The following is a 17,599-nucleotide window of genomic DNA, read 5'->3' on the forward strand; positions in this document are numbered from 1 at the left end:
AAATCCAGGGGCCGGTGCTGTCCCCGTTGGCTTGGACACGCTATCGCGCCCGCTCGCGAGCTGGTCACCCCGTGTCCGCAAGACCTTTGTCAGCCGACCGCGGCGGTGGGGTTCCCCTCCTTTCTGAAGGTCAGCTTCCCGTCCTCGACATCGACTTCCACATGGCTGTGCGGCGACAGTTTGCCGTTGAGCAGCATCCGGGACAGCGGGTTGTCGACCTCCCGCTGGATGGTGCGGCGCAGCGGCCGGGCCCCGTACTCGGGCTGGTAGCCCTGGTGGGCCAGCCAGTCGACGGCGGCTGGGGTGAAGTCGACGGGGACGTCCTGGGCGCGCAGCCGGCGCCGGGTCTCCTCCAGGAGCACATCGGTGATCTGCCGCAGCTGTTCGTCGGCGAGCCGCCGGAAGATGACGATCTCGTCGATGCGGTTGAGGAATTCCGGCCGGAAGTGCTCGCGCAGCGGGCGCAGCACGCGATCCCGGCGGGCCTCCTCGTCGGCCTCCGCGCCGCCGCCGAAGCCCAGGACCGCGCCACGCCCGGTGATCTCTTCGGAGCCGAGGTTGCTGGTCATGACGATGACGGTGTTCTTGAAGTCGATGGTGCGGCCCTGGGCGTCGGTGAGCCGTCCGTCCTCGAGGACCTGGAGGAGGATGTTGAAGACGTCGGGGTGGCCCTTTTCGATCTCGTCCAGGAGCAGCAGCGAGTACGGCTGGCGGCGCACCGCCTCGGTGAGCTGTCCGGCCTCCTCGTGGCCGACGTATCCGGGCGGGGCGCCGATCAGCCGGCTGACGGTGTGTTTCTCCTGGTATTCGCTCATGTCCAGGCGGACCATGCGGTCCTCGCTGCCGAACAGCGCCTCGGCCAGGGCGCGGGCCAGCTCGGTCTTGCCGACGCCGGTGGGGCCGAGGAACAGGAAGCTGCCGATGGGACGGCTGGGGTCGGCGAGGCCCGCGCGGGAGCGCAGTACGGCGTCGGCGACGGCGGCGACGGCCTCCTCCTGGCCGATGACCCGCTTGTGCAGGTGTTCCTCGAGGCCGAGCAGGCGGTCCCGCTCCTCCTGGGTGAGGCTGCTGACGGGGATGCCGGTCTGCCGGGAGACGATGTCGGCGATGTCCTCGACGGTGACCTCGGAGACCCGGCCGGGAGGGTGCAGTTTGCCGGACCCCTCCTCGATGCGCCGGTTCAGGTCGTTGACCCGGTCGCGCAGGGCGGTGGCCCGCTCGTACTGCTCGGCGGCGACGGCCTGGTCCTTGTCCCGGGTGAGCTGCTCGACCTCGCGTTCCAGCGCGCGGACGTCGGTGCCCCGGGTGCTGGAGCGCAGCCGTACGCGGGCGCCGGCCTGGTCCATCAGGTCGATGGCCTTGTCGGGCAGGAAGCGGTCGGTGAGATAGCGGTCGGAGAGTTCGACGGCGGCGAGCAGCGCCTCGTCGGTGTAGCGGACCTGGTGGTGGGCCTCGTAGCGGTCGCGCAGGCCGCGGAGGATCTCCAGGGCGTCGGCGGGGGCGGGCTCGGGCACCATGATGGGCTGGAAGCGGCGTGCGAGGGCCGCGTCCTTCTCGATGTTGCGGCGGTATTCCTGGAGGGTGCTGGCGCCGATGACGTGCAGTTCGCCGCGGGCCAGGGCGGGCTTGAGGATGTTGCTCGCGTCCATCGGGCCGCCCTCGGAGCCGCCGGTGCCCACGACGGTGTGCAGCTCGTCGATGAAGACGATCAGTTCCTCGGAGTGGGCGCGGATCTCGTCGATGATGCCGGTGAGCCGCTCCTCGAAGTCGCCGCGGTAGCGGGTCCCGGCCACGACGCCCGCGAAGTCGAGCTGTAGGACGCGGCGGCCGAGGAGGATGTCGGGGACGTCGGCCTCGGCGATGCGCTGGGCCAGCCCCTCGACGACGGCGGTCTTGCCCACGCCGGCCTCGCCGATGAGGACGGGGTTGTTCTTGCCGCGCCGGGCGAGCACCTCGATGGTCTGCTCGATCTCCTCGTCGCGCCCGATCACCGGGTCGATCCGCCCCTCGCGGGCCATCTCGGTCAGGTCGCGGCCGAACTTGTCGAGGTTGGGGGTCTCCCGCCGCCCGGGGCCCGGGCGCTGTTCGGCGGTGCCGGGGGCCGCCGCGAGCCCGCCCGGCGGGCCGGGGCGCGGTTCGAACCGGGCCGCGTGCAGCAGCTGCCCGGCCGTGGAGTCACGGTTGGCGGCGAGGGCGATCAGGACGTGCTCGGGGCCGATGTACGAGGCGCCCGCGGACCGGGCGATGTCGTGGGCGTCGAGCAGCGCGCGCTTGACGGCGGGCGTGACCGCGACCGAGCCGCGCGGCGCCCCCTCCCCCGTCTGCCGGTCGATCTCGGCGACCAGGCTCTCGGGGTCCGCCCCGGCCCGGGCGACCATGGTGCGGGTCGGCTCGGCCGTGAGCGCAGCGCGGAGCAGGTGCTCGGTGTCGAGGTCGGTGGATCCGCGGTCGGCGGCGTACGAGGCCGCGGAGGAGACGAGCTGCCGTGCGGGCTCGCTCATCAGGCGGCCGAAGTCGACGTGCCGGGAGCCGGGTCGCTGCCCGGCCGGTCCGACGCCGAGAAAGCGTGCCAGGAAGTCTCCGAGGGGGTCCGGGCCGAATTCGTCCCGTCCCTCGTACCCGCTGTTCATAGGCATCCGTCCCGGTGGCCCGGCGGACGCGGGCCCCGTTGTCATCGGTGCTCTGGTGGCGTGCGGGTGCTCGGGTGGCGTGCGAGCCGGTCGGCCCGGCACGAGCACCCGCGAGGAAGCTCATTTGGGTCAATTTTAATTGTTTGAGTGATTTTATCCGACATTGCGGCGGCTCGCGCACCCCGCTCGCCCCGGCCCGGCCCCGCGTCCGGCGACACGCCGGGGCGCTGGGCCGGACGGCGCAGTGGCCCGGATCTATCGGGTGCGTTTCGTCGGCCGTTCCGGTGAAGTACGGCGCGGCCCAGCCAAGAGCGGCCCCCTCACGCACATAAATACGACTATCCACCTATTTGGCCCATGTGAGCGTGAGGTGAACCCCTTTGTCTCTCCAGACCCGCCAAAGGATCGCGCTCGTGGTCTCCGCGCTGTTCGGTGCGGCGACCGCGTGCACCGCAGGCATACCCGCCACCCCCGATCCGGGGGAGAAGTCCTCGAGGACCGCGGCCGCGGCGAAACCCGGGCCCACCCAAGGGTTCACCCTGGCGGCCACCGGCGACCTGCTGATCCATGACTCGGTGATCCGCCAGGCGCGCGCGGACGCGGGCGGCAACGGCTACAACTTCGGGCCCATGCTCGCCGGGGCCAAGTCCGTGGCCTCCCAGGCCGACCTGGCGATCTGCCACATGGAGACGGTCTACGGCGCCGCGGGCGGGCCGTTCACCGGCTACCCGACGTTCAAGAGCCCGCCGGAGGTCGCCGAGGCGGCCAAGGAGCTCGGCTACGACTCCTGCTCCACCGCCTCCAACCACACGCTGGACGCGGGTGCGGAAGGGGTGACCCGCACACTCGACGCGATGGACCGGGCCGGGCTCCGCCACGCCGGATCGGCCCGCTCCGCCGACGAGCAGCGCATGCCGACCCTGCTGAAGGCCGGCGACGCCACGGTCGCCCATCTCGCCTACAGCTACGGCACCAACGGCATCCCCGTACCCAAGGGACAGGCGTGGCTGGTCAACCTCATCGACCCGGCGCAGATCGTCGAGGACGCCCGCGCCGCGCGCCGGGCCGGGGCCGATGTGGTCGTGGTGAGCCTGCACTGGGGCACCGAGTGGCAGGAGGCGCCGGACCAGCTCCAGCTCTCGGTCGCCAAAAAGCTCACCGCCTCGGCCGACCACGGGCGCCGCGACATCGATCTCATCCTCGGCACCCACGCCCATATCCCCCAGGCGTACGAGAAGGTGAACGGCACCTGGGTGGTCTACGGCATGGGCGACCAGGTGGCGGGCGTCATGAACGACCCGCGCGGCCAGATGGGCTCGGCCGCCCGCTTCACCTTCGCCCCGCCCGCCACCACGGACAAGCCGTGGACCGTGAAGAAGGCGGAGTTCATCCCCCACGCCGTGGCCAACGACCCGATCCGGGTGGTGAACCTCCCCCGTGCGCAGACGAACGGCGCCGGCGTCGACACCACCGCCCTGGACACCATCCGCCGGGCCGTCCTCAGCCGGGGAGCCGGGCGGGACGGGCTCACGATGGGCCGCTGACGCCCGGCAGCGTCAGCCCGGCCCATCGGTGCCGCCCGTCCACCCCGCCCTTCCGTCCCGGCCCGCCGGATACGGCCCACCGGATACGGCCCACCGGATACGGCCCACCGGATACGGCCCGCCGGGCCCGGCCGGTCAGTACGGCCGGCCCGTCACTCCGCCGCGGGGGCGTGACCGGAGAAGGCCGCGGCCATGCGCAGCCATGGCTCCGCCTCCTCGGCACGCCCCTGCCGCTGGAGCGTGCGGCCCAGCATCAGATGGGCGTAGTGCTCGACCGGGTCGCGCGCGATCACCTCGCGCAGCTGCTCCTCGGCCCGGCCCAGCTGCGCCGAGTGGTAGTAGGCGCGGGCCAGCAGCAGCCGGGGGGCGGTCTGCTCGGGGGCCTCCTCGACGACCTGGACGAGGAGCTGGGCGGCCTCCGTGTACTGCTTCGCCTCGAAGTACAGCCCGGCCCGCTCCCAGCGGTCCGCCGTGGTCTCCTCCCGCTCCTTGTCGTCGAACAGGCTCAGCGCGGTGACCCAGCGGTCGGCGGTGGGCTCACCGTCGGGCCGGAAGCTGTTGAAGTTGTCGATCATGTCAGGCTCCTCCCTGAGGTGAGGGGTCATTCGGGCCGCAGGGCCGCGAGCTGCTGCTCGAACGGCACCACGGCTTCGATCTCGGGCTCGGGGGCGACGGCGCCCCGGCGGCCGCCGATCAGCTCCGCCAGCTCGCCCGCCGCCCGGTCGATGCGGGTGGGCAGGGTGTCGGTGAGGGGGTCACCGGAGCCGCCCCAGTCCTCGGACGCGGCGTACACGGCCGTGGGCACCACGATCGCCCGCAGATAGGCGAACAGCGGCCGCAGCGCGTGCTCCAGCGCGAGCGAGTGCCGCGCGGTGCCGCCGGTCGCGCCGGCGAGCACCGGCTTGCCGGTCAGGGCCGTGTTGTCGATCACATCGAAGAACGACTTGAACAGCCCGCTGTAGGAGGCGGAGAAGACCGGGGTGACGGCGATCAGCCCGTCCGCGCCGGTGACCTTCTCCACGGCCTCCTCCAGGGCGGCCGACGGGAAGCCGGTGACCAGGTTGTTCGCGATGTCGCCGGCCAGGTCGCGCAACTCGATCACCTGCACCTCGACCTCGTGCCCGCCCTCCGCCAGCAGCCGCCGGGTGGCCTCCGCCAGCCGGTCGGCCAGCAGCCGGGTGGACGAGGGCACGCTCAGCCCGGCCGAGACCACGGCGAGCCTCACCGGCCGCGGGGCACCGTGCTGCTGCGGAATGTGTCGCATGACCGTACTCATCGGGCCACCTCCTCGAGGGCCTTGGCGTCGCGCTGGGCCACCAGCGACGCGTGGGTGGGGGCGTCCGGCACATCGGCCGGGCGGTTCTGGGCGAACTCCTTGCGCAGCACCTCCACGACCTCGCCGAGCAGGTCGAGCTGTTCCAGCACCGTCTTCAGCGGCAGGCCCGCGTGGTCGACGAGGAACAGCTGGCGCTGGTAGTCACCGAAGGTGTCCCGGAAGGTCAGCGTCTTTTCGATGACCTCCTGGGGGCTGCCGACGGTCAGCGGGGTCTCGGCCGTGAACTCCTCCAGGGAGGGGCCGTGGCCGTAAACGGGCGCGTTGTCGAAGTACGGACGGAACTCACGCACCGCGTCCTGCGAGTTGCGGCGCATGAACACCTGCCCGCCGAGGCCGACGATGGCCTGCTCCGGCGTGCCGTGCCCGTAGTGCGCGTACCGCTCCCGGTAGAGGTTCACCAGCTTCTGGAAGTGGTTCTTGGGCCAGAAGATGTTGTTCGCGAAGAAGCCGTCGCCGTAGTACGCGGCCTGCTCGGCGATCTCCGGCGAACGGATGGAGCCGTGCCAGACGAACGGCGGCACACCGTCCAGCGGCCGCGGCGTGGAGGTGAAGCCCTGAAGCGGGGTGCGGAACTTCCCCTCCCAGTCGACGACGTCCTCGCGCCACAGCTTGCGCAGCAGCGCGTAGTTCTCGATCGCGAGCGGGATGCCCTGGCGGATGTCCTGCCCGAACCAGGGGTAGACCGGGCCGGTGTTGCCGCGGCCCATCATCAGGTCCACCCGGCCGTCGGCCAGGTGCTGGAGCATCGCGTAGTCCTCGGCGATCTTCACCGGGTCGTTGGTGGTGATCAGCGTGGTGGAGGTGGACAGGATCAGCCGCTCGGTACGGGCCGCTATCCAGCCCAGCATGGTGGTCGGCGACGAGGGGACGAACGGTCGGTTATGGTGCTCACCGGTCGCGAAGACGTCGAGACCGACCTCTTCGACCTTCTGCGCGATGGTGACCATCGCCTTGATCCGCTCGTGCTCGGTCGGCTCCCGGCCCGTGGTCGGGTCCATCGTGACATCGCCGACCGTGAAGATACCGAACTGCACCGGTCTCACCCCTCCTAGGATGTTTACGGTTCAACTATATCCCCGGAACGTGGCAGCTGTCGCCACTATTCCCCCGCCCGCGGTGGTCCCGTGAACAGGGCGCGAGCAGAGGAAGGGCGTCGGTTCGGATCGGCCGTCGTGGCAGGTGAGCGGGTCAGCCGAGCCGGACGGGCCCGGCGGACGGAATCGTGGCGCGGAGGGCGGCGGCGTACGCCTCGTCGGGGTCGAGCCGGCGCAGTTCCTCGGCGATCAGCTCGGCGGTGCTGCGCACCTTCAGCGCGAGGGTGCGGGTGGGCTGCCCCGGGATGGACAGCGTGGCCACCGGGCCCTCCGGCCGGTCGATGTGGATCTCTCCGGCGGCGGTGCGCAGCCGGACCGCGGTGACCACCGGGCCGTCCGTGACGACCTGCTCGACGGGCACCTTCAGCCGGTCCGCGAACCAGCGGGCCAGCAGCTCCGCGCTCGGGTTGTCCGCCTCGCTCTCCACCACCGCCGAGGTCACGGAGGCCCGCGCCTGGTCGAGCGCGGCGGCCAGCATGGACCGCCAGGGCGTGAGCCGGGTCCAGGCCAGGTCGGTGTCGCCGGGGGCGTACGAGGCGGCGCGGGCCGCAAGCTCCCGCAGCGGGCGCTCGACGGCGTACGTGTCGGTGATCCGCCGCTGCGCCAGCGCGCCCAGCGGATCCCTGACCGGATGGTCGGGGGCGTCGACCGGCCACCAGACCACGACCGGGGCGTCCGGCAGCAGCAGCGGCAGCACCACCGACTCGGCGTGCTGGGCGAGCTCGCCGCGCAGCCGCAGCAGTACGGTCTCGCCGCTGCCGTCGGCGCCGCCGACGCGCACCTCGGCGTCCAGCCGGGACTGGCCGCGCTCGCGCGGGGAGCGGCCGGGCCGCTTGATCACCACAAGGATCCGGGAGGGGTGCTCCTGCGAGGCGTCGGCGGCGGCCTTGAGGGCGTCGTAGTGGTTGGCCTCGTCGGTGACGATGACCAGCGTCAGCACCATGCCGACCGCCGGACTGCCGATCGCCCTGCGGGCCCGCACCAGGGCCGCGTTGATCTTGCTCGATGTGGTGTTGGTCAGGTCGGTGTTCATGGCCGGCGCCAGCTCCTGCCGTTCTCGTTCGAGCGGTTCGTCCGCGGCCCGAGCGTATCGTCACTCCCCCGCCGGGCCGGGGCGAATGATCAATACCGAACAGTCGAGGCCGTGGCTGATCGGCGCCGGCTGTCCGGTGCCTTCGGCGCTATGGCCGCCCGCCGTGCCCGCCGTGCTGCCCGCCGCCGAGGGTGGCCGTCCCGGCCGCGGCCTCCACCTCCAGCAGCGAGGCGCTGTGCCGCTCCGCCTCGAACGCCGCCCGGCCGCCGCGCAGCCCGAAGAGGCGCTTGGAGAGCAGGATGTAGAGCACCGCGAGGATGTTGATCACCAAGGTGGCGATCTTCAGCCAGCTGACCTTCCCGGTCAGCTCGTAGATCTCCAGCGGCAGAAACGCGGCGGTGGCCACCACCGCCAGATACTCGGCCCACCGCTTGAGCAGCCACAGCCCCACGCCCTCGACGAGCTCGATGGCCGCGTAGGCGGCCAGCGCGGCCGCCACGATCACGAGGGTGGAGTGCCGGTACTCGAAGGTCTTGCGGATGGTGTCGACCACCGGCGAGTGGTCGAGGTCGTAGTGGAAGTGGCGGGCCACCGGCCGGAAGACGGTGAGGTTCTCCTGGAAGAGCCGGCGCACCGCGGCCCGGCTGTTGCTGAACCGGTAGACCGCGACGGCCGCCAGCAGCACGAAGAGACCGCGCAGAAACCGCTCGGCGGCGATGAAGCGCATCACGATCAGGTCCCGCAGGGCCTTTCCGCGCAGCACCAGCGGGGCGTCGGCCGCGGGCCCGGAGCCGTGGGGCGCGCCGAGGGCGAAGTCGCCGCAGCGCAGACAGCGCCAGGCGTCGCCCAGGGCGGTCGCGGCGTGCAGCCGCTCGCGCAGCTCGTCCTCCGCGGGTGAGTAGGTGACATGGCCGCGACGGGCGCAGGTACGCCGATTCCAGTCGATCTTCACGCTCAGCGCTCCGTTCCAGTGATGGCCGGCGTGTCGGACATGTGCGCGATGGTAGGCGCTCCGGCGGCGCTCACCGAGCCGGGGGGCCGTGGAGGGAGAGCGCGCCGTCCCGGCCGAGGACGACGCGGGAGCCGTGGGCGGAGCTGACCCGGTCGAGCACCCCCCGCAGCCAGCGGGAGTCGCCGAGGGTGGCGTGGCGCAGCCGCATCCGCCGGGCGCGCATGGGCACCATCCGGATTCCGGTGAGCTCGCCGGTGTCCGGGGCCACCGCGACGAAGTACAGCAGCCGCAGATCGTCCCGGTACTCCTCATAGCCGGTGATGCCCTCGTAGTCGTCGATGAAGTCGCCGCAGCCGTAGAGGACGAGCTTGCCCCGGTACACCTCCAGGGGGCGGGGGTGGTGCGAGGAGTGGCCGTGCACCACATCGGCGCCGCCGTCGATCAGCGTGTGCGCGAAGCGGATCTGGTCGCCGGAGATGTCGTACCCCCAGTTGCCGCCCCAGTGGATGGAGACGACGGCGATGTCGCCCGGCCGCTTCAGCTGCCGGATCCGGCGGGCGAACCGGGCCGCGCGGGCCTCCGACAGCTCGGGGAGGAAGTCGACGCCGGAGCGGTGCTCGGCCGCGGCCCAGTCGTACGGGATGCCGCTGGACCCGGTGCCGCAGGAGAACACCAGCACGCGCCGCCCGCTCCCGGCCGGGACGGCCGCGGGCCGCCGCGCGGCGTCGGCGTCCCGTCCCGCGCCCGCCACCCGCAGCCCCGCCCCGGCCAGGGCGTCCAGCGTCTCCGCGAGCCCCCTCCGTCCGAAGTCCAGCACGTGGTTGTTGGCCAGGACGCACACGTCGGGCCGGGCGGCGGCCAGGCACGGCAGATTGGCCGGGCTCATCCGGTAGTGCACGCTCTTCCCCGGCGCGAACTCGTCGCTCCGCGTGACGCTGGTCTCCAGGTTCACCACCCGGACGTCGGGCGCGGTCTCCTCCAGCACCCGCAGCGCGTCCCCCCACGGCCACCCGTAGTCGACCGGGTGCGGCACCCGGCCGTGTGCCTCCTCCGTCAGCTCGACGTAGGCGCTGGAGTCCCGGATGTACGGCTCCCGCAGCTCCGGGTCTCCGGGGTGCGGGAGGATCTGGTCGACGCCGCGCCCGAGCATCACATCGCCGCAGAGGAACAGCGTCGTCGCATCGCGGCCCACACCCCCAAACTAGCCCGTGGCCGAGGCCCGCCCCAGCCCTCGCACCGTCCCCGGCGCCTTGCCGATGAGCGCGCCGTGCTCCTGGCGGGCGTAGAGGCGGACCAGGTCGTGGTAGCGGTAGCGGCCCGGGGCGGGCGACTCCAGGAGTGCGCTGTCGACGAGGGAATCCAGGAGGGGTTCGACGGAAGGGTCGCACCGGTCGAGGCCGAGCAGCGCGGCGGCCGTGGCCAGGGACAGGTCGGGGCCGTCCGCGAGGGCCAGCAGCCGGAAGGCGCGGGCCCGGTCCGGCCGCAGCCGCCCGTACGCGGGCGCGAAGCAGGAGGTGACGGTGAGGTCGCCCATGCGCAGCTCGTCGAGCCGGCCGCGCTCGTCGGCCAGCCGGGCGGCCAGGGCGGAGACGGTCCAGGCGGGGCGGGCGGACAGGCGGGCCGCGGCGATCCGGATGGCCAGCGGGAGGAAGCCGCAGGCGGCGACGGTGTCGCGGCAGGCCGCGGGCTCGGCCTCGGCGCGCTCCTCGCCGATGGCGTGGCCGAACAGGGTGAGGGCTTCCTCGGGGCTCATGACCTCGAGGTCCAGCGGGCGGGCGCCGTCGAGGTCGGCGAGCCGGGCGCGGCTGGTGACCAGGGCGGCGCAGCCGGGGGCGCCGGGGAGCAGGGGGCGGATCCGCGTTCCGTCGTGGGCGTTGTCGAGCAGAACCAGCACCCGGCGGCCGGCGAGGGTGGACCGGTAGAGCGCGGCCCGTTCGGATGTCCCTGCGGGGACGGCGGCGGCGGGGATGCCCAGGGCGCGCAGAAACGCGCCGAGGACGGCTCCGGGGTGGGCGGCACCGGGGCCGGGGCCGAGCAGGTCCGTGTAGAGCTGCCCGTCGGGGAAGTGCCCACGGGCCGCGTGGGCGACCCGTAACGCCAGCGCGGTCTTGCCCACTCCGCCGAGCCCCCGGACCGCGAGGACGGGCATCACCGCGCCCTGGGCGCACGACAGTTGCTCGGTGAGGCGGTGCACCAGAGTGGCGCGTCCGGTGAAGTCGGGCGGCTCCGCCGGGAGTTGGGCGGGGCGCGGTGAGACATACGGGCCGGTGTCCCCGGCGGGCGGGCGTCGTCGCGGGGCCGGGGGGCGGGCGACGGCCGGGGAGGCGCACAGGACGTTCTGGTAGAGCTCGGTCAGCTCGGGGCCGGGGTCCACGCCGAGCTCCTCGGCGAGCAGATGACGGGTGTCGGTGTACACCCGCAGCGCCTCGGCCTGTCGCCCGGAGCGGTACAGCGCGAGCATCTGGAGGGCGCGCAGCCGCTCCCGCAGCGGGTGTTCGACGGACAGGGCGGTGAGTTCCGCGATGGCCTCGGTGTGGTGGCCCAGTTCCAGGTCGAGTTCCAGCCGGGTCTGCACCAGGGTGAGCCGCCACTCGGCCAGGCGGGCGCGCTGTGCCTGGGCGTAGAGCCCGGGGACACCGCCGAGGGGTTCGCCGTCCCACAGGGCCAGCGCTTTGCGGAGCAGTTTCCGGGCGCGTGGCGGATCGCCCGCGGCCCGGGCGCTCCTGGCCTGTGCCTCGTAGCCCTCGCACACCACCAGGTCCAGCGCCTCGGGCGGCACGTGCAGGGCGTATCCGCCGGAGTCGGAGACGAGGGCGCGCGGGCCGAGTGTCCTGCGCAGCTGGAAGGCGTACGTCCGCAGGGTCGCGAGGGCGCTCCGTGGCGGTTTGCCGCCCCACACCGCGTCCATCAGCTCCTGCGCGGTGGCGGTGTGGCCGCGGCGCAGCAGCAGGGCGCACAGCAGGGCGCGTTCCTGCGGCCGCCCCGCGGCCAGTGTCTCTTCGCCGCGCCGCACCCGCACCGGCCCCAGGACCGCGAACCGCAGGGCGGCCGGGGGCGGCTCGGCCGCGGCCGCCGGAGGGGCGGCGTTGTCCCGTCGGCGGTGTTCGGGCACATCGAAGCCGAGGTGGTGCAGCGGGGTGTCGAACATCTCCTCCAGGACCCGCTGTGCGGATGGCTGAGGGCAGGGTGGCCCGGGTTGCCGCCACCGGTGGAACTGGCGGGCGGTCACCTCCTGTGGTTCTCCCAGCCGCGTGGCCACCGTCGCGTAGGCCATGAGAAAGACCGCCGGCCGTGCCCACCGCCGCTGCTCGCACGCGCGCGAAAACGCCGTCCCCCGCATTCCCTCGCCTCCGAGCCCTGTCCCCGACGCGCTGTCCCCCCGACGCTCGTGGATCACTGTAGTGGCCGGGGGCTCGCGGGCCGCGGTGTTCCGTGCAACGGGGAAAGTCCGGGGAGAAGTCCGGTTTTCCGGCCTTCCGAATGTCCGTGCCGGGGGGCGGACCAGGATATGGACATCGACCTGCGCCCCGTGGGACCGGGCGTACGGCACATCGTCCGAGGCAAGAAACGATCCGATGGCCGCCACTCCGCTTTCCGGCTCCCGGCTTCCGGACCCTCCCCCGCGTCCCAGCTCGTCCTGATCGGATGGCCATCTCGGCGATGTTGACTTTCCCTCACCCAGCCGGGACGGCACCCCCGGCAGCCGATCGGCGGTTCGCGACGCGGCCCGGATCGCGGTGGCGAGCACTGGAACTATGTGAGGAGTGCCGATCGTGCGGACGACTCAATCCGGCTTTTCCGTCCTCCTGGGGCCGGACTACGCCGGAAAGTCTTCGGTGATGTCCGAGTTCGCCAGGTCGTCCCCGTCCTGGCGGCTGATTTCCACGGACGAGCGTTTTCTTCAGCCCGCCCACGCGCTGATCGGCCGGCTGCGCAGGGATATGGCGGTGGATGTGCTGCCTTCCCTGGGGAGGGACTATTCGCCGGAGTTCACGGCCAGCATGCTTCAGACGGCGGTGGTCCATTTGCGGGACCGCATCGAGGAGAGCGACACGTTGTCGCCCACGCTCGTCGACTCGTACTACTACAAGATCCTGGCCAAGTGCAGACTCGCCGGGCTGTGGGACAACCCGATGTTCACGTGGTGGCGTTCCTTTCCGCAGCCGCGGCGCGTGGTGTTCCTGGACGTGTCCACCACCACGGCCTGGCGGCGCTCCGGCAACGGCGCGGACACCAACCGGCTGGAGTACTACGGCGACCACCCCGACGAGGGGGCCTTCGCGGCCTACCAGACCACGTTGCGGCGTCTGATGCTCGACGAGATCAGCCATCTGCCGGTCACGGTGATCCGTGCGCAGGGCGATGTCGCGCAGACCGCGCAGGCCATACGAAAGGTGTTGTCAGATGCAGACCGCTGAACCCTCGGCCGCCGAGCCCGCGCCCACCGGGTCCTCGAACGCCGAGCCTCCGCACGCCGAGGACCGGCTCGACCAGTACCGGGCGCGGGTGTTCGAGGAGCGGAGCCGGCTGTGGCGCGCCTTCTCCGACCCGGCGGCCCGGCAGCGCGAAGTTCTCACCGACCTGCTGGCGTTCAACGCGGGCACCGCCTACGGCAAGGCCCACGACTTCGACCGGTTGCGCAGCCTGGACGACCTCCGCAAGGCCGTTCCGGTGCAGGACTACGCGGCGCTCTCGCCGTGGATCGAGCGCATGGCCGAGGGCGAGCCCAACGTCCTGACCGCCGACCAGCCCGCGGTGTTCTTCACCAGCAGCGGCAGCACGGGGGCGCACAAGAAGATCCCGGTCACCCCGCGCTTCATGCACACCACCTTCTTCCCGTTCTACTACGCCGCGTGGGCGCCGATGGCCGAACACTTCCCGGACGTCCTCACCCGGCCGGACGCGGTGCTCAACCTCAAACACGACCCCGTCGTCGCTCCCGCCACCACCGCCTCCGGGCGCCCCCATGTCGGCGCCAGCCAGGTGGACTTCGGGAAGATGTTCGGCGAGCACCTGTCGGCCGAGCCCGGCACCTCGGCCCCCTGGGCCGTGCTGCCGGTGCCGGTGGCCGCGGACGACCACGTGGAGAAGATGTATCTGCGGCTGCGCATGGCCGTCGAGAGCGATGTCCGCTGCGTCATCGGGATCAACCCGGCGATGGTGGCCGCGGTGCCGTACCAGCTGAGGCTGTGGTGGCCGCGGATCGTCAAGGACGTCCGCGACGGCACGCTCGGCGGCCACCCGTTCCGCTCGCCGAACCCGGAGCGGGCCGCCGAACTGGAGCGGCTGGAGCGGTACTTCGGCACCGTACGGCCCGCCCACATCTGGCCGAACATGCGACTGCTGTTCTGCTGGACCACCGGTCTCGCCGCGCTCTATCTGCCCCGGCTCCGCGAGGAGTTCGGCCCCTCGGTGACGGCCCTGCCCGCGCCCGTGGCCGCGTCCGAGGGCCCGGTCGGCGTCGCGCTCGACCGCCACCCGACGGCGGGCAGCCTGGTCGTCACGGCCTCCGTGTACGAGTTCGTGGACGCCGACCGCGACCTGGGCCCCGATGTGGAGACGCTCGGACCGCACGAGCTGGAGCCGGGCCGGGAGTACCACGCGATCTACAGCCATGTCGGCGGCCTGTACCGCTACGCGGGCGGCGACGTGGTCCGTGTCGTCGACGTGCCGTCCCAGCCCGGCGGTGTGGCGCGGGTGTCGTACGCGGGCCGCAGAAACCTCTCCGACGTGGCCGGGGAGCGGCTGCGCGACGCACAGGTCGTCCGGGCGCTGGAGTCGGCGCTGGGCGGCGCCGGCCTCGCCGTGCGCAACGCCGCGTGCCATGCGGAAACCCCCGACGGCCAGGCGCCCCGCTATGTTTTCGCCCTGGCCGGCGAGTCGGCGTGGAGCGCCGACGAGACACGGCGGCTCACCGCGGCGCTCGACACCGAACTCGCCCGCGAGTCGGCCGGCTACCGGGCGGCCCGCGACGCGGGGCGGCTGGGCCCCGCCGAGCTGCTCCGGCTCGGCCGGGACGCCTTTCTCGAGGAGTGGCAGGACTCCGTCGGCCGCGGGGTGCGTCCCACCCAGGTCAAGGACCGGCTTTTCCGGCAGGACCCCGAAAACTGGCGGCGGCTGACCGGCGCCGCCGCTCGGCAAGGAGACCGATCATGACGCAACTCGACGCCATCGAGCGCACCTGTCTGCTCACCGCCGCGCTCAGGGCCGGGGAGAGCCGCCGGGAGGACCGGCTCTTCGACGACCCGTACGCCGAGCTGCTCGTCGGCGACGCGGGCCCCGGGCTGCTGGCCGAGATCCGATCGGCGACCTTCCCGGACGGCGAGGTCCCGCGCACGGTGCCGAGCACCTTCGACTTCAACCCCATTCGCACCCGGTTCTTCGACGACTGGCTCCAGCGGGCGGCCGCCGACCCGTCGATGACCCAGATCGTGCTGGCCCCGGCGGGCATGGACTCGCGGGCCTACCGGCTGGAGTGGCCGGACCACGTCCGCTTCTTCGAGCTCGACCGGCCGACGGTCCTGGAGGTCAAGGAGAAGCTGCTGGCCGCCGAGCGGCCCGGCGCCGACCGCCGCCCGGTCCCGGCCGACCTGCTCGCCCCCGGCTGGGAGGACACCCTCCTGGCGGCGGGGTACGACCCCGGGCTGCCCTCCACCTGGCTCTTCGAAGGGCTGCTGTACTACTTCGCGGAAGCTGAGGTCGAGGAGCTGCTGCGCCGGGTCGGCACGGTGTCCGCGCCCGGCAGCCGTATCGGCGCGGACCTGGTCAACGACGCGGCGCTGACCGCCCCCAGGATGCGGGGCCTGCTGAAGGTGTTCGCCGACTGGGGCTGCCCGTGGGTGTTCGGCACCGACGAGCCCGAGGCGCTGTTCGCGCGGCACGGCTTCACCGTCGAGGCGGTGCAGCCCGGGGAGCCGCCGGCCCATTACGGCAGGTGGCGGGACCCCGTGCCACCGCGCACGGCCGAGGGCGCCGAGAGGGTGTTCCTGGTCCACGGGGGCCGGGCCGCATGACCGGCACCGCGGAACCGGTGCCGCTGCTCCGCGGCGGCGCGGGGCCGTCGTACGGCGCCGCCCCGCTGCCCGGTGGCCCCGGCGGCCCGGCCGCGCCCCGCCACGGCCGGCCCCGGGTCCTGATCGCGCCGGTCACCGTCACCCCCGGCAAGCCGCTGACCCCCAGCCACCTCAAGGGGCTCTTCTGGGTCGATGTGATGTACCGCGCCACCGCGCGGCTGGCCGATGTCACCTACCGTTACAGCCCCACCACCTACCACCCCACCGACCAGACCCTCGGCTTCTGGGAGTATCTGGACCACACGCTCGGTGACACCGACTACTCCCGGCTGTCCGAGGAGGAGATCGGCGAGCTGTACATCGGCTACCGCGCGGACGGCCGCCGGGCACCGGTGTCCGCGCTGCGGCCGTACCTCGACTCGATCGAACACCACGGCTGGGTGCATCCGTCCAGCGCCCGGGTGCTGGAGCTGTGGTCGGCGCAGTACGCGCGGCTCGGGATGCACGACCCCGGCCTCACCGCACACCAGCCGCCCGGCATGGCCCTCGACGAGGTGCTGGACCGGCTGGTGCCCCTCGGGCTCTGTCTGGACATGCGCGAGTACGGCGGGCCGGTCTACCTGGACGCCACCCGCTTCGGGCTGCCGCTGCGCCAGATCGCCACGGCGCGGGGACGGCCCAACTACCTGGCCTGCGCGCTGCGCGAGCTGGTCCCCCTCGTCCCCGGCTACGACGAGGTGGTGCTGCTCTACGACCGCGAGCTGGAGCCCGACTACCAGCTGTTGCAGCGGGTGCTGTCGGAGCTCGGCCCCGTCGTACGCCGCGTCCCGGTGGGCCGGGTGCCGATCGACGGCCGGATCCGCTCCGCGCGCCACGGGGACTGGCGCGGCCACTCGGCGGGTGAGCTGATCGAGGCGCTGGGCGCGGACCACGACGACCCGGCGCTGCGGCTCGGCATGCGGCTGTACTTCATCGCCACCCTGGGGCCGGGTGACCGGCAGTCGTTCCGCCCGGACCTGCTGCGCCAGTGCGTGATCCGCGCCGGGCGGATGCTCGCGTCGTACGGGGACCCGGCCGTGGCGGCGGCCGAAGCCGGGCTGACCGGTTTCCTGGAGCGGCAACGCGGCGACCACACCTACGTCGACCCGTACCGGCTGACCTCCGGGCTGCTGGCCAAGCACCGCCCGGCCCCGGTCCACGAGTTGCTCCCGGCGGTGTTCCTGTGAAGCTCTCCCAGGACCTGCTGCGGGACGAGGCAGCGCGGCGCGTCCGGGTCGCCCGCCCCGATCTGGCCGCGGACCTGGACCTTTCCACCGCCGCCGCCCTGTCGCAGGCGCACGCCCGGATCCAGGAGTCGGCGGACACGGACACCGACGCCCTGCTCGCCGTGTCCGTGGTGCGCCGCTTCGAGCTCGCCGAATGGACCCGCGCCACCTGTGAGTTCGCCATCGGCCTGGCGCCGGAGCGGCTGGCGGCGTGGCGGCGCTCGTTCTCCCGCACGATCTTCCTGGCCGGAAACCCGGACAACCTCGGTGACCGGGTCCGGTTCGACCACATCGCCGAGGACGGCTCGGCCGCGTGGACGGGACCGGCCCCGGCGGGTGCCTCCGCCGGGCTGCGCAGGCTGCTCAAGCTCTTCGACGGCTCCCGCGGCCTGCCCGCCCGCCCGGACGCAGCGGTCCGGATCCCGGAGGCCATCGGCCCGCGCCACCGGCCGCCCGTGCGGCGCGAGCTGTATGTGGCCACGGCCGGAACGAGCGTCGCGGACTGTCTGGTGCACCTCAACCACCTGCTCGTCGAGGCGGTCCTGGACGGCCTGATCGCCCCCGGGGACACCCTGGTCGTCCGTCAGGTGCCGCGTCTGGTCGGGCTGTCCGGGCCGTACGCGGCCCTGCGAGTGGGCGCGGAGCGGGAACACCCGGACCGGCTGCGGGCCTACGCCTGTCTGACCGAGGAGACCGTGGCCGTGGGAACGGGGTGAGCCCGTCGGCGGTGTT

Annotated in this window: 14 protein-coding genes; 6 read left to right on the plus strand and 8 right to left on the minus strand. The window is 72.9% G+C overall.

Annotated elements, in window-relative coordinates:
• Positions 1-89: 89 nt before the first annotated feature.
• Entirely contained in the window at positions 90-2,630 is a 2,541-nt protein-coding gene (locus ABTY62_RS45810) for an ATP-dependent Clp protease ATP-binding subunit (protein WP_352135334.1), read from the minus strand.
• Between the two features lie 380 nt (positions 2,631-3,010).
• Here ABTY62_RS45810 and ABTY62_RS45815 point away from each other — a divergent pair, with 380 nt between their 5' ends.
• Complete coding sequence (locus ABTY62_RS45815) at positions 3,011-4,174, plus strand: CapA family protein (RefSeq protein WP_352135335.1); 1,164 nt, start codon at positions 3,011-3,013, stop codon at positions 4,172-4,174.
• 152 nt (positions 4,175-4,326) lie between these two features.
• On the opposite strand, the gene ABTY62_RS45820 is transcribed toward ABTY62_RS45815, so the two are convergent.
• From ABTY62_RS45820 to ABTY62_RS45850, 7 genes are all read right to left on the minus strand, one after another.
• Complete coding sequence (locus ABTY62_RS45820) at positions 4,327-4,749, minus strand: tetratricopeptide repeat protein (RefSeq protein WP_311723018.1); 423 nt, start codon at positions 4,747-4,749, stop codon at positions 4,327-4,329.
• 26 nt (positions 4,750-4,775) lie between these two features.
• Positions 4,776-5,450, minus strand: coding sequence for an FMN reductase (locus tag ABTY62_RS45825; RefSeq protein ID WP_352135336.1), 675 nt, complete (start codon positions 5,448-5,450; stop codon positions 4,776-4,778).
• Positions 5,447-6,544, minus strand: coding sequence for an LLM class flavin-dependent oxidoreductase (locus ABTY62_RS45830; protein ID WP_352135337.1), 1,098 nt, complete (start codon positions 6,542-6,544; stop codon positions 5,447-5,449). Before ABTY62_RS45830 ends, ABTY62_RS45825 begins: the two co-directional genes overlap by 4 nt.
• 154 nt (positions 6,545-6,698) lie before the next feature.
• A complete protein-coding gene (opcA, locus tag ABTY62_RS45835; protein ID WP_352135338.1) occupies positions 6,699-7,637 on the minus strand; it encodes a glucose-6-phosphate dehydrogenase assembly protein OpcA in 939 nt (312 codons plus the stop codon).
• A gap of 148 nt (positions 7,638-7,785) precedes the next feature.
• Complete coding sequence (locus ABTY62_RS45840) at positions 7,786-8,589, minus strand: DUF2127 domain-containing protein (protein ID WP_352135339.1); 804 nt, start codon at positions 8,587-8,589, stop codon at positions 7,786-7,788.
• Between the two features lie 70 nt (positions 8,590-8,659).
• A complete protein-coding gene (locus ABTY62_RS45845) occupies positions 8,660-9,781 on the minus strand; it encodes a CapA family protein (RefSeq protein WP_352135340.1) in 1,122 nt (373 codons plus the stop codon).
• Positions 9,782-9,790: 9 nt separating this feature from the next.
• Entirely contained in the window at positions 9,791-11,737 is a 1,947-nt protein-coding gene (locus ABTY62_RS45850; protein ID WP_502997655.1) for an AfsR/SARP family transcriptional regulator, read from the minus strand.
• A 625-nt stretch (positions 11,738-12,362) separates the two neighbouring features.
• Between ABTY62_RS45850 and ABTY62_RS45855 the strand changes: the two genes are divergently transcribed.
• Genes ABTY62_RS45855 through ABTY62_RS45875 form a run of 5 tightly spaced genes read left to right on the plus strand, consistent with a single transcriptional unit; the run spans position 12,363 to position 17,583 of the window.
• Positions 12,363-13,007, plus strand: coding sequence for a hypothetical protein (locus ABTY62_RS45855; protein ID WP_352135342.1), 645 nt, complete (start codon positions 12,363-12,365; stop codon positions 13,005-13,007).
• Positions 12,994-14,745 carry a GH3 auxin-responsive promoter family protein gene (locus tag ABTY62_RS45860; RefSeq protein ID WP_352135343.1) on the plus strand — a complete coding sequence of 584 codons (1,752 nt, stop codon included), beginning with the start codon at positions 12,994-12,996 and terminating at the stop codon, positions 14,743-14,745. The genes ABTY62_RS45855 and ABTY62_RS45860 overlap by 14 nt, the downstream gene beginning before the upstream one ends.
• Positions 14,742-15,602, plus strand: a complete 861-nt coding sequence (locus ABTY62_RS45865) for an SAM-dependent methyltransferase (protein WP_352135344.1) — start codon at positions 14,742-14,744, stop codon at positions 15,600-15,602. Before ABTY62_RS45860 ends, ABTY62_RS45865 begins: the two co-directional genes overlap by 4 nt.
• Positions 15,599-16,828, plus strand: a complete 1,230-nt coding sequence (locus tag ABTY62_RS45870) for a hypothetical protein (protein WP_352135345.1) — start codon at positions 15,599-15,601, stop codon at positions 16,826-16,828. Before ABTY62_RS45865 ends, ABTY62_RS45870 begins: the two co-directional genes overlap by 4 nt.
• Positions 16,825-17,583, plus strand: coding sequence for a DUF6182 family protein (locus ABTY62_RS45875; protein ID WP_352135346.1), 759 nt, complete (start codon positions 16,825-16,827; stop codon positions 17,581-17,583). The genes ABTY62_RS45870 and ABTY62_RS45875 overlap by 4 nt, the downstream gene beginning before the upstream one ends.
• Positions 17,584-17,599: the final 16 nt, after the last annotated feature.

The organism is Streptomyces sp. NPDC097640 (assembly GCF_040302705.1).
Taxonomy (GTDB): Bacteria; Actinomycetota; Actinomycetes; order Streptomycetales; family Streptomycetaceae; genus Streptomyces.

What these genes read in the sequence shown, in the direction of transcription:
- ABTY62_RS45810 (WP_352135334.1), bottom strand. Translation starts at nt 2,630, where the DNA reads ATGAACAGCGGGTACGAGGGACGGGACGAATTCGGCCCGGACCCCCTC.
- ABTY62_RS45820 (WP_311723018.1), bottom strand. Translation starts at nt 4,749, where the DNA reads ATGATCGACAACTTCAACAGCTTCCGGCCCGACGGTGAGCCCACCGCC.
- ABTY62_RS45825 (WP_352135336.1), bottom strand. Translation starts at nt 5,450, where the DNA reads ATGAGTACGGTCATGCGACACATTCCGCAGCAGCACGGTGCCCCGCGG.
- opcA (WP_352135338.1), bottom strand. Translation starts at nt 7,637, where the DNA reads ATGAACACCGACCTGACCAACACCACATCGAGCAAGATCAACGCGGCC.
- ABTY62_RS45850 (WP_502997655.1), bottom strand. Translation starts at nt 11,737, where the DNA reads ATGTTCGACACCCCGCTGCACCACCTCGGCTTCGATGTGCCCGAACAC.
- ABTY62_RS45860 (WP_352135343.1), top strand. Translation starts at nt 12,994, where the DNA reads ATGCAGACCGCTGAACCCTCGGCCGCCGAGCCCGCGCCCACCGGGTCC.
- ABTY62_RS45865 (WP_352135344.1), top strand. Translation starts at nt 14,742, where the DNA reads ATGACGCAACTCGACGCCATCGAGCGCACCTGTCTGCTCACCGCCGCG.
- ABTY62_RS45870 (WP_352135345.1), top strand. Translation starts at nt 15,599, where the DNA reads ATGACCGGCACCGCGGAACCGGTGCCGCTGCTCCGCGGCGGCGCGGGG.